We start from the raw sequence: 15,461 nt of genomic DNA, 5'->3' as shown, positions 1-15,461 counted from the left end.
GAAGCAGCTAAGCAATACATAACAGCGCGGCCAAACCATAGTTTGGCCGCCAAGTCAGTAAAGGAATCTAGGTTGAATTTTCTATTATCTAACAGCAGCAAACGTCGCGATTATCGCTGGCAACGGGGATTAAGCGTACTGGCCCTCAGCAGCATTAGCGCTTTTAACGCCATGGCCGCTCAAGTAATCACCACTCAAACAATCACTACTCAAGCAACGGCGTTACAGGCAGTGGCAGCTAAAACTGTGCCTGCCAATCCAAATGTAGGCGAAGGCGAAATCCTGCCAGCCCATCACAATGCCGAGCAAGCAAATAAGTTTAAACCCGTTGTTTATCAAATTTTTACCAGGCTCTATGGTAATAAAAACCCCACTAATAAACCTTGGGGCACGATTAGCGAAAACGGTGTGGGTAAATTTAATGATATTGATGACACAGCGCTCAAAAGTATCAAAGACTTAGGCGTTACCCATGTGTGGTATACGGGTGTACCCCACCACGCTTTAATTGGCGATTACAGTGCGATTGGCGTGAGTAATGATGATCCCGATGTGGTTAAGGGACGCGCCGGTTCGCCCTATGCGGTTAAAGATTATTACAACGTAAACCCCGATTTAGCGGTCGATCCCGCCAAGCGCTTACAGGAGTTTCAGGCACTTATCGAGCGTACCCACAAGCAAGGCTTAAAAGTGATTATCGATATAGTGCCCAACCATGTGGCGCGTAATTACCATTCCATCACTAAGCCCGAGGGCGTGCGCGATTTTGGTGAAGACGATAATCAAACCCTTGAATATGCAAAGCATAATAACTTTTATTATGTGACGGATAAAAAGCAATCCTCTGGCTTTCAAGTGCCCGATTTGCCTGATAGCCTCAAACCGTTAGGCGGTGAATCGCATCTCCTAAGTGATGGTCAATTTAAGGAAATCCCCGCCAAATGGACGGGCAACGGCTCACGCCTCGCCAAGCCGGATATGAACGACTGGTATGAAACCGTTAAAATCAATTACGGTGTCCGCCCCGATGGCAGCCATGATTTCCCCGCACTACCGCCACGCTATGCCACTCTAGGCGCCGAGCAGCACTACGCATTTTGGCAGCAACATAGTCATGAATTACCTAACTCTTGGATCAAATTCAATCAAATTACCCAGTATTGGTTAGCAATGGGAGTCGATGGATTTCGTTACGATATGGCCGAAATGGTGCCCGTCGAGTTTTGGAGCTATTTAAATAGTCATATAAAACATAGCCATCCCGAAGCTTTTATCTTAGCTGAGGTCTATAACCCCGCGCTGTATCGCGATTATATTCAGCTCGGCAAAATGGACTACCTCTACGACAAGGTCGATCTTTACGACACCCTCAAAGCCATTATGGCAGGGCAAAAAAGTACCGCGCAGATCGCCGCTGATCAGGCCAAGGTGCATGATATCGACACGCATATGCTGCATTTTTTAGAAAATCACGATGAGCAGCGCATCGCTAATGCCGCCTTTTTAGGTAGCTTAAGTGGTAATGCCTCAACGGATGCGGTCGATCCCCGCTACGCCCTGCCCGCGATGGTGGTGTCTGCGACCCTAAGTACTTCACCGACCTTGATTTATTTTGGTCAAGAAGTGGGAGAAGCGGCGACGCAAAACCTAGGCTTTGGTCATGCTTCGCGCACCAGTATTTTTGATTATGCGGGCGTTCCCGCCCATCAGCGCTGGATGAATCAAGGTAAATTTAATGGCGGCCAATCAACCGCCGCAGAAATCGCGTTACACGCCTATTATCAAAAGTTATTGAACCTCAGCACGGGGAAAAATGCGCCCGCGCTCTTAGGGCAATATGACTCGCTAGATGCTGCTAACCGCAGCGCGGTAGCGGCTGCAAAGGCTAGCAATAAGGCTAACAATGGCAGCGCAACGGATTATGATGATTCAACCTTTGCCTTTGTCCGCTTTGAGGCTAATACAGCCGATAACAAAGGTCAAAAGCTGATTATTGTCAGTAACTTTAGTCAAACCCAAACCAAGTTATTTTCCCTTAAACTGCCCCAATCTCTGATTGCGCAATGGCGGTTAACCGATGCAAGCTATCCGCTTAAGGATTTACTGGAAGACCATACGGCGCAGTTAATCGTCGAACAAGGTGAAGGACAAGTTCAGCTGCAGCTTGCCCCTCTGTCCTCCGCGATATTTGAACTCGTCCATTAGCCAGATAAGGTAAGATAAAAGATCAAAGGTCAGCACCAGAGTCACACACAGTTGTGACTCTGGTCTTTTTAAAACACACTAGCCTAAACATCAGTTAAACAGTACAGAGGCAAGCCATGTTACTCGGCATTCACCATGCAGCGATTATTTGCAGTGACTATCAAAAGTCCAAACACTTTTATGTGACGATTCTTGGCCTTAGCGTGCTTGCAGAGCATTATCGTGAGGCGCGCCAGTCCTACAAACTCGATTTACAACTGCCGGATATGAGTCAAATCGAGTTGTTTTCCTTCGACAATCCTCCCAAGCGCCCTAGCTATCCCGAAGCCTGCGGTCTTAGGCACCTTGCCTTTCGCGTCGCATCGATTGAAACGGCTATCGAGCATCTTACAGCCCATCATATCGCCGTCGAACCTGTCCGCATTGACGAATACACTGGCAAAAAGTTCAGCTTCTTTAGCGATCCCGACGGCTTACCCTTAGAGTTATATGAGCTATAACCTGAATCCTCAATGTATTAATAATGTAAATAAAACAACGCACTAAAATAGCGTACTCACGCAACGAATAAGATGAATAAAGCTTAATTACGCCAAGGGATATTTAGCAGTAGACTCAATGAAGCGGCGCAGCACTAGCTCATCGTTTGACCAACATGGCGCAGTAACTGGTCGGCGCTTACTAAACGCTAATCACAGAGGAGCTCAAGGTGTTTGATAATCCAGCAATATTGTTATGGAGTTTAGTTTTCGGCCTCTTTGGTCTAGGCTTTTTCACCTACGGCAAGCGCCAAGCCGCCCCCATCCCACTAGCCGTCGGCCTCACCCTGATGATTTATCCTTATTTTGTCACCAATCTCACGCTACTTATCGCCATCGGCATCGCCCTTATCGCACTCCCCTATTTTGTAAGAATATGATTTGGGGTAGTTGAAACACTCTAAACCAGAAATAGGTGTTAAAGATGGGAAAAGATAAAATAGTTTAGTTAAGGGCAAACATGTGGTCCCTACAAGGCTTTGTTTCCTAAATCGGTAGCCACTGTTCAAAACGACATTGCCTATCAACTACTCCCTCAAGCATGCCAAAACCTCGCATTAAAACGACTAACTGGAAACAATACAACCAAGCCTTGATAAACCGCAGTTCGCTTACCTTCTGGAACAATGAGAGCGCTATTGTCTAGTGGAAAGTGAAGAAGCATGGTACAGATGGTAAACACCGGGTTTCGTGCAAACTGCATATCGCCGTTGATACCCACTCGCAGTGAGTTTTCAGACGCTTTATTTATTATTCAAATAAGAAATGTAAACAGCGCCATGGCCATCACCGCCGTTCAATCTTAAAAACGGCTATGTACAAAATAAAGCACAGCTGGGTGGCGGCGGTTTAAGTATGTGAAATGACTACGCTCAAGTTGTAGAAACTTACGCCATGCACAAGGCGCTGAATAAACTTACGGGGCTAGACATGCCTTCTATATATTATTTGATATTCAAACCATTAAGAAGAATTTTGTGCAGTTATTCGATTTTAAAAACAAGGCCACACCGACCTTCAGTAATAATTTTCGTCTCCCAAATAGTAAAATAACGAATACTGTTGTTAACCGACAAAGTATTAAGGAATGACCCTCGGTTAGAACTGATTTGTTGTCACGAAATGGTCACGGTCACGAAGAGTGGAATAGGATTGTAAAGGAAATAAAATCCAAAAGCCCATGCTGTTTAATCGCATGGGCTTCATGAAAAGGTGATTGATAATGGTTGCGGCATGCAGCCCCATATTCAGTCGCGGATCCGCGAACCGTTTTTCACCACTCGGCGCGAACAGGGCGGCACAGGGCTTGGACTCTCAACCACCAACAAAATTCTGGTCGAACACGGCGCCCAGTGGCTTATCCACTCCCAGCCCAATATCGGCACCGAAATGAAAATTCTCTTAGGAATGAGCAATGAAGCTTAGTCGCAATATACTGCTCGTCGATGACGAAACCCGCTGGTTACGCACCATAGATATGCTACTTAATCGGCATATTCCCGAGGCCAAGACCTACACCTGCGAGAACAGCCGTCAGGCACTGCAATTGATCAATGATCTAGATATCGCGCTAGTGCTGCTCGACCTGAATATGCCCGTACTCGATGGTCGGCAGCTGCTAAGGGACATCCGCGAGCAAGCTCCCTATGTCAGGGTCATTATCCTCACGGGCCTCAATGAGACCGAAATAGCCGTCGAGTGCATGAAACAAGGTGCTTACGATTTTATCACTAAGACCAGCTCCACCGACCAGCTACTGCTCTGTGTAAGGCGCGCCATGGAAGTCATTGGGCTGGAGCGGCGCTATCATCAAGTTAAGGACGGTTTCTTTAACCGTATGGATCTCAGTGCATTCAATCAGATACTCACCACGGATATCAAAATGCACGACTGCTTTAACTTCGCCGCGACCTTGCAAGACAGTCGCGAGCCGATATTACTCGAAGGAGAAATGGGCACGGGCAAACACGTATTTGCCCATGCGCTGCAACAACTGGTGAGCCCTGAACTACCATTGCCAGAAGTGTCACTCGCCGATTTATCGATGCAAATGCTGGAGCAAAAACTGTTTGGCAGCGCCAATCAAGTGGGACTACTGGATATGGCAGGCACGGGCTTTTTATTGCTGGATAATCTTGAGCTCGCAAGCTTCGAAGTCCAAAGGTTGCTCAGCCAACTGTGCCAACGCAAACGCTATTTTCCCCAAGGTTCACTGCGAGAAACCGCCCTGAAATGCCGTTTGCTGTTTAGCACCACAAGCTCATTGGAACAGCTAGAGCAGCAAGGATTTTCCCACGGCTTACTTTATTGCCTGCTACCGCAGCGGCTAAAGTTGCCGCCGCTTCGCGAGCGCACTACCGATATAGGCCTGTTATTACAGCATTTTACCGAACAAGCCTGCCAAGAGTTGGGTAAAGACTACCTCGCCCTGCCCCATGACCTGGCCCGGCGCTTAGAAACTTACCCTTTCCCCGGTAATATTGCCGAATTAAGAGCGCTCACCTTTACCGCCGTTGGGATAAGTCATGGCCAAGAACTCGCACTCGCGCCCTTTTTTAGGGTGTTAGAACAACCGCAACTCACGCCCCCAATAGAGCGGATGACCTTCCCAGCTATTCTGCCTACGATCAGCGAAACAACGCAGCAGTTGATCCATGAGGCGCTTATCCGCACCAATAACAACCAAAGCGCGGCGGCTAAATTACTTGGGATCACCCAAAGTGCTTTAAGTCGACGATTAAGCAAACATGAATGACCATCGCTCAAGAATCATTCGCAGTATTGTTGAGCAATTAAATATGAGCAGAAACGAGACGCAACTATCGAACGTTATAACCAACTAACTTCTGAACAATAGTGTGGGTGAAATATTGAATCGCCACTTAAATCGAAGCCACTTTCCAGCATTAAAAAAATTAGGCCAACAAGCCAGTACCAAGCAGAGCTAGTCAAGTCATGCGAAACAAGGAATGGGGCAAAATTTAGCTAGGCCAGCTAGCTAACTCGATGGGGCACAATTCCGTTTTATATACTTCACTTAGCCTTGTTCAAACCGACAATACCACTCTCTTTATGAACCAGTCTTTTTGACCCCAATGTACTGACTTAATCGCAGGTTCCTTAGATAAACTGTCTCAATTAGAGATATTTATAACTGATCACATAAGGTACTTTTGGATGAACTCGTCTATCGGTAACGGTTTTCCAAACATATATCCTTGATAGCGCTCGATGTTTCTAGCCTTCAGATAATCAAATTGAGCCTGTGTCTCGACACCCTCCGCGAGTAAAATGACATCAAGACTCCGCGCGAGGCTGATAATGTTATCTAAGATTTTTGTATTTCCACTTTCAATGGTCGCTACGTACATCATATCAATTTTGATTATGTCGATTTCAGTATCATGCAGGTACTTCAATGAACAATGGCCGGTACCAAAATCATCTAATGCAACTAAAACATCTCGACTACGCAGTTCATGAATAGCTTTGCGATACGTCTCATTGCTAGAGAACTCTTTACGCTCAGTCACTTCGATAAGCAGACTAATGGGCTTATCGGCCATGGCCGACTGAAAATGTTCTATTTCTTGGCATAGTGTATTGCTATCGAATTGGATTGGGCAGACGTTAAAGCCGACTCGAAAATATTGTCTGGCTTCAGGCAAGTTGACCTTTGAAAAAGCTAACAAACATTTTTGCATGAGGATAGAAGTGATCTCTACGATTTGACCATTTTCTTCGACGCGGTCAATGAAATCAGCGGGGGATATTACGCCCTTTTTAGGGTGTATCCAACGTACGAGCACCTCCCCTCCAGTAACTTCGCCACAATCGTTTACCACTGGTTGGATATAGGGATGAAACTGATTTAGCTTTATCGCTTTACGTATTCGCCAATAATCTAGGCTAAAGGTATGCAAGTATCGAACTAAACTTTTAGCACTCATCAACATGATGAATGTCCAAGCAATTAGTAACACCCCGTAGTTATAAAAAATATACTTTGCAAATGCAGTCGTTGAAATATCACTGTCGACAGAAAATAAGTGCTCCGCAGGCAGACTGTTCTGTTCATCAACGATGCGGCCATCGGAATAAAAAGTAGCATTGTCAAATCGCATTACTGTCTTTAGAAAGCGAGGATCCCCTAGTGTTCTAAACACCGACTCAGGATAAATTCCCACGTACACCCCATAAAACTCAGTCTTTTGAAAGCGTAGTGAAAGGACTCCTTGCCTATGAGTGGGAAACAACTCTGAAAAGGGAGTCTGAGTTACATAAAGTAACTCAAGCTGTTTTCCTGATGCTTTCCAGTTCTTAATTTGTCTAAGCGTTTGCCTCGAAATGGTACTGCAAACAATGACACCACCGTGGACAGCATTGATACTGCGGATATAGGGAGAGGACAGTAAAAGCGGCATTGAATCTCGAAGGAAACGGTCGCAATCAGTGATAGGGATAGATGGTGATAATTTCGATGCATAAAAATGTTGTATTTCTGAAACGGCATCAGTCATTTGCTGACTAACCCAATTCTCTCTGTCTTTTGCTTCCGAATTTAATCGAGAAAAACCATTGACCAACAGTAGTAAAACCCCCATAGAATACAGTGCAAAAACAAATATATAACCCCAATGAGTATCTTTTTTTATCATTTATTAGATCTACACTAATTGTTCTATTAGGTTTAAGTATATAGCATGTTGTTTAGACTGCTTTCATGCTACACATTTGCCTTACCGTGGGTAAATAATCAACCTGCTTTAGGTATGACCAACACTAAAGACTGATTTTCGTGTGATGTTAATATACATTTAGTCTCAAAACATAACTCATTGTTTATCATTTAAGATATTTACATTTACAGATTAAATTTTGTTCGCAAATCTGTTCTTGGCTGCACTGTTTTCCTGACCCGTGTAATTGAGTGCAAGTTGCAACCACTTACGTTACAAAACACCTTGTAGACGATCTAAAAGTGCGCTTCGAGCATGAGCAACCCTTGGCTGCCGTAAGGCGCTCGGCAACCAAATAAGGTAATAAATAATTTCAGTTTGCGTCCTTGGCGGCGGGATGAGCATTAACTCACCAGAGTTAAGTTGCTTTTGACATAAAAATTGCGGCAAAACGGACCAACCAATTCCTTGAACCAGTAGATTTCGGTGGGCTCGGAGATCTTGACCTACCATAGCGGGAATCAAATTGGACGCATCAATGCGGTTCGCATTAAGCCAAGCATCCACTAATGATAATTCTAAGTTGTAGGCTAATAGCGGCTCTTGAAGAAGTGCACGATCAAATTCTTCCGCTTGTACAATGCGCTCAACTACCTTCGGTGAAGCCACGGCAATCACCTTATTTGTCAGCAAAATTTCGCTTTTCAAGCGATTATCCGTCACTGGATGAGCAGAGATCCCCAAGTCACAATGCCCCTCTAATAGCATTTGCGTGACCATGGGACCATCCCCTGTGTGCATCCGAACGCGAATTCCCGCTTCAAGCAGTGGGGCTAATTCAGGCGCGAGATTTTCTGCCATAAAATCAGCATGACCAATCAGTTGTAAAGCACCAGAGACATCACGAGAACGCGCTCTCGCAGACGCAAGGGCGGCTTCAGCCGCATCGAGTTTGTCGCCAATATCAGCAGCCAATTCATCCGCAATAGAGGTCGGTAGTACCCCATTGACTTGACGCTCAAATAAAGGCCGACCGACAGCCACTTCAAGCCCTGCGATGTGTTGCGATACCGCGGGTTGCGTCAAATTGAGCATACGCGCCGCACCACTTATTGAGCGTTGTCGATAAACCTCAATAAACGTTCTTAGCCGGACTAACGACATATAACCCCATAAATTTATTTATACCCCAACCAAAATAGCATTGTTATCTTCGGCACTCAAAATTCTTTTATGCTTCATTCAACGCAAATTTACACATTCCGATTAAGGAGATAGTGATGTTGAAGAATGAACTTTATCGCACAACTGCTACGGCAACCGGTGGACGAGATGGCTATGCAAGAACAGAAGATGGCTCACTCCATATTTGGTTAGGGGCTCCAAAAGAGCTTGGAGGGCGTGGGTTTGGTAATAACCCTGAGCAACTCTTCGCTGTGGGATATGCCGCTTGTTTTCTCAGCGCAATGAAAGCAGTTGTTGCAACCAATAAATTAGCCTATCCAAAGGTGCCAGATGACGCCAAAGTCACTGCACAAGTCGGTATAGGCACATTAGAAACACAGGGATATGGCCTCGCCATTACCCTTAACATTGACCTTCCAGGTATAGAAAAACAGCAGGCTCAAGCACTCGTTACAGCGGCACATCAAGTATGCCCTTACTCGAATGCCACCCGCGGCAACATTGACGTTCAACTGAACATTATTTGAGTCAAACCTAGTTTATGTGGATGGAGTAAAAACACCAATGAAGCAAACAAAACAAGAATTACTGAGCATACTTAGCGGCTTAAAAAGCTCACACCTCAAATTAGGCGTAACTGATGCGGCGGTTCGCCGTGACAGATTATTACGAGCAGTAAAACTACTCAGTGATAATCACATTCAGCTCACAGCCGCAATCAGTGCCGACTTTGGCCACCGCAGTGGCTATCAGTCACTGCTTGCTGATATCGCAAGCAGCATCAGTGCATTAAAGTTTGCCGCCGAGCATGTAGAGCAATGGATGCAACCTGAAATAGTGGCGGCGCCCGCTGACGGCATGCAAACCTGGATTGAGCAGCAACCGCTGGGCGTGGTGGGCATTATCAGCCCTTGGAATTTTCCACTGAATCTCGCATTCGGCCCTTTAGCGGGCGTGTTTGCCGCTGGTAATACTGCAATGCTGAAGCCTTCGGAGCTAACACCCAATACCTCATTACTACTTGCAGAATTGGTCGCTCGATACTTTGAGCCACACGAGTTGGTCGTGGTATTGGGTGATGCTGAAGTTGGGCAAGCATTTAGTACTTTACCATTTGACCATTTGGTCTTTACGGGGAGCACCGCAGTTGGAAAGCATGTCATGCGTGCTGCGGCAGAAAATCTCGTTCCAGTGACGTTAGAGCTAGGCGGTAAATCCCCTGTAGTAATTGCAGAGGATGCAGATATTCAAGTCGCCGCTGAGCGCACGATGACGGTCAAAACATTTAATGCAGGCCAGATTTGTGTATCACCTGATTACATATTATTGCCTCAGGCAGCAGCTAGCGACTTTGTCACTGCGACACGCCAGTTTATGGCAGAGAACTTTCCAGCCATACAGCAAAATAATGATTACACTTCAATCATCAGTCAAAGACACTTTGAGCGCTTAGTAAACCTTATCCATGATGCCAAAGAAAAAGGAGCAGAAATCATCAGCCTAGCTCCCGCAGGTGAGCAAGACTTTGATGCCATAACACGCAAGATTGCCCCGCACATTATCTTAAATGTCACAGAGGATATGTTGGTGATGCAAGAGGAGATCTTTGGCCCACTGCTCCCAATCAAAATCTATCAACAGATTGATGAAGCGGTTGCATATATCAATGCACATCCAAGGCCACTCGCCGCTTATTATTTTGGAAATGACAGCAAACATCAGCAAGCATTTTCCTTGAGGACAACTTCCGGTGCACTGGTGATTAACGACATCATGACCCATGCTTCTATCGATACCTTACCCTTTGGCGGCGTCGGGGCTTCTGGGATCGGTGCTTATCACGGTATCCACGGATTTAGACGTTTTACCCATGCCAAGCCCGTGGTTGTTCAAAGTGAAGATGGTGCCTCTAATTTACGTTTACGAGCTCCATACCAACACAAACATGCCATGTTGAAATCGCTATTTACCGCTTAATGACACTGACTATTTTAATGACGCCCACTATATGGGATGAGGAAAACACATGAAAATTTTAATGGTACTAACTTCGCATCGTGAACTAGGAAACACTGGCCACAAGACCGGCTTTTGGTTAGAAGAGTTTGCAGCGCCCTATTATACCTTCAAAGATGCGGGTGCAGATATTGTGTTAGCGTCTCCTCTTGGTGGTCAACCGCCACTCGATCCCAAAAGCGCGCTCGAGGATTTTCAAACCGACTTAACCCATAGATTTAATCAAGATCCTGTAGCGCAACATGCTTTAGCGAATACGGTGAAATTAGAAACGGTTAAGGCAGCAGACTTTGATGCCGTTTTTTATCCTGGCGGTCACGGACCATTATGGGATTTAACCAACTCTAAAGAGTCAATTAAATTGATTGAAGCCTTTACAGCAGCCAACAAACCGACCGGATTTGTCTGTCACGCCCCAGCAGTATTACGCCACGTGACCACACCGAATGGTGAACTATTGATTAAGGGCCGTAAGGTAACAGGTTTTACGAATGGAGAGGAAGCGGATGTGCAACTGACAGACGTGGTTCCATTTTTGATTGAGGATGAGTTTATTCGTCTGGGAGCGAAATACCAAAAAATCGAAAATTGGGCGCCCTATGTGGTAGAAGATGGCCAGCTCATTACTGGTCAGAATCCTGCCAGCTCTGAAGCCGTGGCCATCACTCTGTTGAAGCATATCTCTCAAGTATAAAGATAGCGGTACTCCACACTTGATGAAGCACTTCGGACTGGTTTTAAAGCCCTCACCCCAATGTTGAGGGCTTTCATCTTCACATCATTAACCTTGAGGGGTTACTGTGACTGTTGCACCACGTTCAGTGTAACTAACTGATGCTGCATAGGTTACATTTGTTTTATCAGTCACACTGATGTCAGCAAATTTACCTTCCAAATGAGCCGCACTCATAATAGTGAAGCTGGTTGCCACCGTTAGCTTGGGAACCGTTAAGGCTAGAGACAAATCGTTTCCTGTAAGATAAATACCATCACTTGCAGAAATTTGTCCTTGGTGAGTTAAATCTAGCGCTAATGTCCCTGCGTTCATGACGAAGTTGGATACTTGTAACGCACCTTCAGTATTGCTTGTTGCACCTGCTGGAAGTGCAACTTTGATAGCTCCACCTTGCTGGTAAAGTGTGTGACTACCAAATGCTGATGAGGAAGCAGCCACTAAAGTGCCATCCTGTACCAAAGTGCCACCGCTATAAGAGTTGTTGCCCGCAAGAATAAGCATTCCTGTACCACTCTTTTCTAAGCGTCCTTCTCCAGAAATGTCATTATACCAACGGTCTACAGCATTAAATCCGCCAAGACTTGCGTTCATATTAATTGAAATATTGCTATCGAAGGCACCAAAGCCATCGGCGGCATCAACAAGGTTCAGACGTCCCCAACCACGGGATTTGTTAATCACTGGGTAGTTAGAATCTATTTCGGTAGATGCTAACACTTGGCGACGTTGGTTTGCGTCTAAGTACGGAAAACGAGTTTTTAGCAGTATTTCAGCACCTTTGGGTACAACGGGTTCGGCATTTGGTTCCGACAACGGTGAGAATCCATAAGTCAAACTTGCGCGATAGCGAGTTTTCATCTCGGCACGATCGGCATACTCATCAGACAAATTACATGTTCTAGCGGTGTTCGTCGTGCAGTGCGCGTAATCATAAACATTGTCGTAACCCGCCTCTTGCGCTTTAGCCAGGAAATAAGCTTGAGCTTGTGACACTGCAGCATCAGACGCGGCTTCGTTGCCACTGTCAGCTAACATCGCGGCAGAAATTGCCGTTGCCATAATGCGGCCACCAATGACATCTAATGGTGAATGCATACCCGCCACAATACGACTCGTTCCCAAATCACCAGCCCTTGCAACCATTTCTGCGAAACGTTCTGGAATGGCATAGGCATAGATTAAGCCTCGGTCAAAAGCTTCTGCGGTGTGACCACTAGGGAAAGCACCATCTTTAGCGCGGCTCGAATAGAGTGCAGGTAATGCATCTACCGCTGTTTCACTTGCTCCTTCAAACTCACTGAAGCTATTGGGAATACCATCATTGTCAGAGTCTTTTCCATAGTATGTAGTACGTGCAGCGCACAGCAGACCCGGCATAGGAATAGCAATAGGATTTGCAGGACGTTCATAGTACTTATAAACATCGACAGATGCTCCATCAAGACCCAAACAAGCGTTTGTCTCCAGTGCATGAACGTCAGTTATCGCACTCGCGATGGTTGAAGAAGGGTCAGAGAAGTTTGCAGTGCTGTAATCATCGGCACTAATGCGCCAAGGGCGAGGCGATTGGAAATGATATTTAGGCGCTTCTGTTGAAGCACCGTATGCTGCAACGGTTTGCAGCAATTTCACTACATCACTCAGGGCCGTAGCCTGTTCGTTAAGTGTCGTCGTGCCAAATCCTGTACGAGTTGAGTTAGCCAGCAGGTTATACAGATCCCCGTTGTATTTCACATTGGCAATATCGAGAACGGTAGCATCACCGTTGACACTATCAGTCAGTACGACATCGCCATTGGCATTAACACTAAATGAAGATGTCGCATTGGCACCGCTGCGATAGTCATTAGCCATTGGCCCCAAGCCAGACGTGATACTAAAACCTTTGTCACGCTGATCGTCTAAGTATGCTGCGACCATTTCTGCTTTAGAAGCTTCTTCTGTACGTTTTTTCACATAGTCGAAGTTTTCTTGCCACACCTTTCTATTTAGAATTTTCTCATTGCTAAAATCCAATGGAATTGCATAACTGGTGCTATTCGTACCCCCACCAACAACACCAGGATAGGCTTCATAACCCTCAGCAACCGATTTCGATTCAGAAGAGCCGGTTAAAGCCCAAGTATCATCGCCGACATACCAAATATCATCGAAACCTTTAAGAATTTGAATTAATGGGTTTACTGATGGGTCGTAAGCCACAACGTTGCCGTTATTGTTCGTCACAGGAATATGCCCATCAACGACAGCAATGTCGGTTCCAGATAACGAGGGTTCTGCAATGAATGAGGATGCAGATGTTCCGGTCGGTACACCTGGATTTATGAATGATACATCTTTGTCATCAGACGAGTTACAGGCAGCAAGGGCTAAAGCAACGGCACTGACAGCAAATACCTTAACACATGACTTATTCGTCATAGTTTAAAATCCTTATTTGATCTTGGAATATAGAGTGAGGGATTCAGTCGTTCTAAGCAGTTTGGAAAACTAACTATTCAAGATGACAGAAGCGTGACGGATAAATGACAATGACCAGTTAAAAATGAAAATCATTTAATAGCTAAAGGGAAAGGCTGTTGTAGATAAATGCTTTTTAATTTTTTAACTTTAAATTCTGATGGTTACATCTTAAACAATTTGCAAGCACAATTGTGCTTTATACTTTCGAGGGCAATAATTTGGCAGCAGTGCCGATTTCATCGTAGCAAACATGGCAATGTGCATAGAGTCTGTTTAAAGGGAGATTTGTAAAGAATTAGCCGACTTTTGAGCTTGCCGATGCAATCTTTTCAAAGCTATTGGGGTGAACTTGGACCGTGCTGGCTATCTTTCAGGACAACCGACTCGAGCTTTTGGGGACAGCTTACCAAGAAACATAACCCTACAATAAGTTTGCGAGTTAAATCATGATCTAATGATAGGCATTGGATACTGACTCATTCATGAATATATGGAGAGTGAACATAGGATTGCATTTTTCAGGTTTGCTTCGCAAACAACAGAATCAATATGAAATCAACAACAAATGCAGACTCCAACACCTCTTTCCATTGGCAATGGACTGAGTTTATCCGTATACAATTAGAGATTTAAACTCGATAATTGTTACAATCACTCTAAAAGGTATACCTAATGTCTACATTAAATTCAGACGAATCGTTTCGAGGGATCACAACCTTTGTCGTCGCAGCCAATTCTTGCAGTTTTACTGAAGCGAGTGAAAAATTAGGGATCACTAAATCCGCTGTCGGGAAAAGTATTGCAAGGCTAGAAGAACGCTTAGGCACTAAACTCTTCCATCGCTCAACAAGAAAACTCAGCCTAACTGGAGATGGTGAAGCTTATCTGTCCAGTTGCACAACTGCTTTGGAAATCCTCGATTCAGCAGAAAACTCTCTAAGCCGTCGTAAAGATAATCCATCAGGCGTCATCCGTATTGATATGCCAGCATTTTTTGGACGTCATTTAATGATGCCAATCCTGACTGATTTTTCCAAACAGTACCCTGATATAAGATTTGAGATGTCATTCAATGATCGTCTTGTCGACCCCGTGGAAGAGGGTTTAGATTTAGTATTACGATTCAGTGAATTAAAGAGTACAAATGAGTTAAAGTCGCGCTGTTTAAGCGACCAAAATCTGTATTTGTGTGCAACGCCGACATACTTCAAACAACACGGAACACCAATACATCTCGACGATCTCACCAACCATAATTGTATTATGGGGTATCGATGTCGGGCACCTTTAGCATGGAAACTTAAGGACAAAGAAGGAAAAACCATTCAATATGTCTCTGATAAACCTCACCAAATCGGTGATGGTGATGCATTGTTGAAGGCTTGCTTAGGTCATATGGGGATCGTCCAGCTTCCCGAAAGTATGGTTAGGGAGCACATTGACACTGGTGCGCTTATTCCAATATTGCTTGAAAACATGCCACAACCTGTTGCTCTACACATCTTGTGGCCATGCACTAAACATCTAGTACCAAAAGTTCGTTTACTTGTTGATGTGCTCATCCAAAAAGCAAGAGAAGGCCATTTCGACAAGTAGAATTAAACTCTACATTAAGTGGAAATCAGACTTATTTATCAA

General features: G+C 45.0%; 12 protein-coding genes and 1 pseudogene. 10 read left to right on the top strand and 3 right to left on the bottom strand.

What is annotated here, in order from left to right; all coding sequences use genetic code 11:
- Positions 1–72 precede the first annotated feature (72 nt).
- From K0H59_RS09615 to K0H59_RS09590, 6 genes and pseudogenes are all read left to right on the top strand, one after another.
- Entirely contained in the window at positions 73–2,205 is a 2,133-nt protein-coding gene (locus tag K0H59_RS09615) for an alpha-amylase family protein (RefSeq protein ID WP_220055367.1), read from the top strand.
- Between the two features lie 116 nt (positions 2,206–2,321).
- Complete coding sequence (locus tag K0H59_RS09610) at positions 2,322–2,705, top strand: VOC family protein (RefSeq protein WP_055647128.1); 384 nt, start codon at positions 2,322–2,324, stop codon at positions 2,703–2,705.
- Between the two features lie 209 nt (positions 2,706–2,914).
- Entirely contained in the window at positions 2,915–3,124 is a 210-nt protein-coding gene (locus K0H59_RS09605; RefSeq protein ID WP_088211287.1) for a hypothetical protein, read from the top strand.
- A 161-nt stretch (positions 3,125–3,285) separates the two neighbouring features.
- Positions 3,286–3,698, top strand: a pseudogene (locus K0H59_RS09600) (hypothetical protein); the annotation flags it as partial.
- A gap of 258 nt (positions 3,699–3,956) precedes the next feature.
- Positions 3,957–4,169 carry an ATP-binding protein gene (locus K0H59_RS09595; RefSeq protein ID WP_309304160.1) on the top strand — a complete coding sequence of 71 codons (213 nt, stop codon included), beginning with the start codon at positions 3,957–3,959 and terminating at the stop codon, positions 4,167–4,169.
- Entirely contained in the window at positions 4,159–5,499 is a 1,341-nt protein-coding gene (locus K0H59_RS09590; RefSeq protein WP_220054197.1) for a sigma-54 dependent transcriptional regulator, read from the top strand. The genes K0H59_RS09595 and K0H59_RS09590 overlap by 11 nt, the downstream gene beginning before the upstream one ends.
- Before the next feature lie 403 nt (positions 5,500–5,902).
- Here K0H59_RS09590 and K0H59_RS09585 read toward each other — a convergent pair whose 3' ends face one another.
- Positions 5,903–7,402: an EAL domain-containing protein gene (locus tag K0H59_RS09585; protein ID WP_220055365.1), complete on the bottom strand. Its 1,500-nt coding sequence runs from the start codon at positions 7,400–7,402 to the stop codon at positions 5,903–5,905.
- Positions 7,403–7,696: 294 nt separating this feature from the next.
- Positions 7,697–8,587 (bottom strand): LysR family transcriptional regulator, encoded by an 891-nt coding sequence (locus K0H59_RS09580; protein ID WP_220055364.1) that lies wholly within the window; start codon positions 8,585–8,587, stop codon positions 7,697–7,699.
- Positions 8,588–8,703: 116 nt separating this feature from the next.
- Here K0H59_RS09580 and K0H59_RS09575 point away from each other — a divergent pair, with 116 nt between their 5' ends.
- The 3 genes from K0H59_RS09575 to K0H59_RS09565 are packed head-to-tail and all read left to right on the top strand — an operon-like array spanning position 8,704 to position 11,318.
- Positions 8,704–9,135, top strand: a complete 432-nt coding sequence (locus K0H59_RS09575; RefSeq protein ID WP_220055363.1) for an organic hydroperoxide resistance protein — start codon at positions 8,704–8,706, stop codon at positions 9,133–9,135.
- A gap of 37 nt (positions 9,136–9,172) precedes the next feature.
- Positions 9,173–10,585 carry a coniferyl aldehyde dehydrogenase gene (locus K0H59_RS09570; RefSeq protein WP_220055362.1) on the top strand — a complete coding sequence of 471 codons (1,413 nt, stop codon included), beginning with the start codon at positions 9,173–9,175 and terminating at the stop codon, positions 10,583–10,585.
- A gap of 49 nt (positions 10,586–10,634) precedes the next feature.
- Positions 10,635–11,318 (top strand): type 1 glutamine amidotransferase domain-containing protein, encoded by a 684-nt coding sequence (locus K0H59_RS09565; protein WP_220055361.1) that lies wholly within the window; start codon positions 10,635–10,637, stop codon positions 11,316–11,318.
- Between the two features lie 87 nt (positions 11,319–11,405).
- On the opposite strand, the gene K0H59_RS09560 is transcribed toward K0H59_RS09565, so the two are convergent.
- Complete coding sequence (locus tag K0H59_RS09560; RefSeq protein ID WP_220055360.1) at positions 11,406–13,781, bottom strand: phosphatase PAP2 family protein; 2,376 nt, start codon at positions 13,779–13,781, stop codon at positions 11,406–11,408.
- A 714-nt stretch (positions 13,782–14,495) separates the two neighbouring features.
- Here K0H59_RS09560 and K0H59_RS09555 point away from each other — a divergent pair.
- Positions 14,496–15,419: a LysR family transcriptional regulator gene (locus tag K0H59_RS09555; protein WP_220055359.1), complete on the top strand. Its 924-nt coding sequence runs from the start codon at positions 14,496–14,498 to the stop codon at positions 15,417–15,419.
- Positions 15,420–15,461: the final 42 nt, after the last annotated feature.

The organism is Shewanella sp. FJAT-51649 (assembly GCF_019457435.1).
Taxonomy (GTDB): Bacteria; Pseudomonadota; Gammaproteobacteria; order Enterobacterales; family Shewanellaceae; genus Shewanella; species Shewanella mangrovisoli.
The sequence above is the reverse complement of the archived record's forward strand: the minus strand, read 5'-3'. Positions and strand labels throughout refer to the sequence as shown.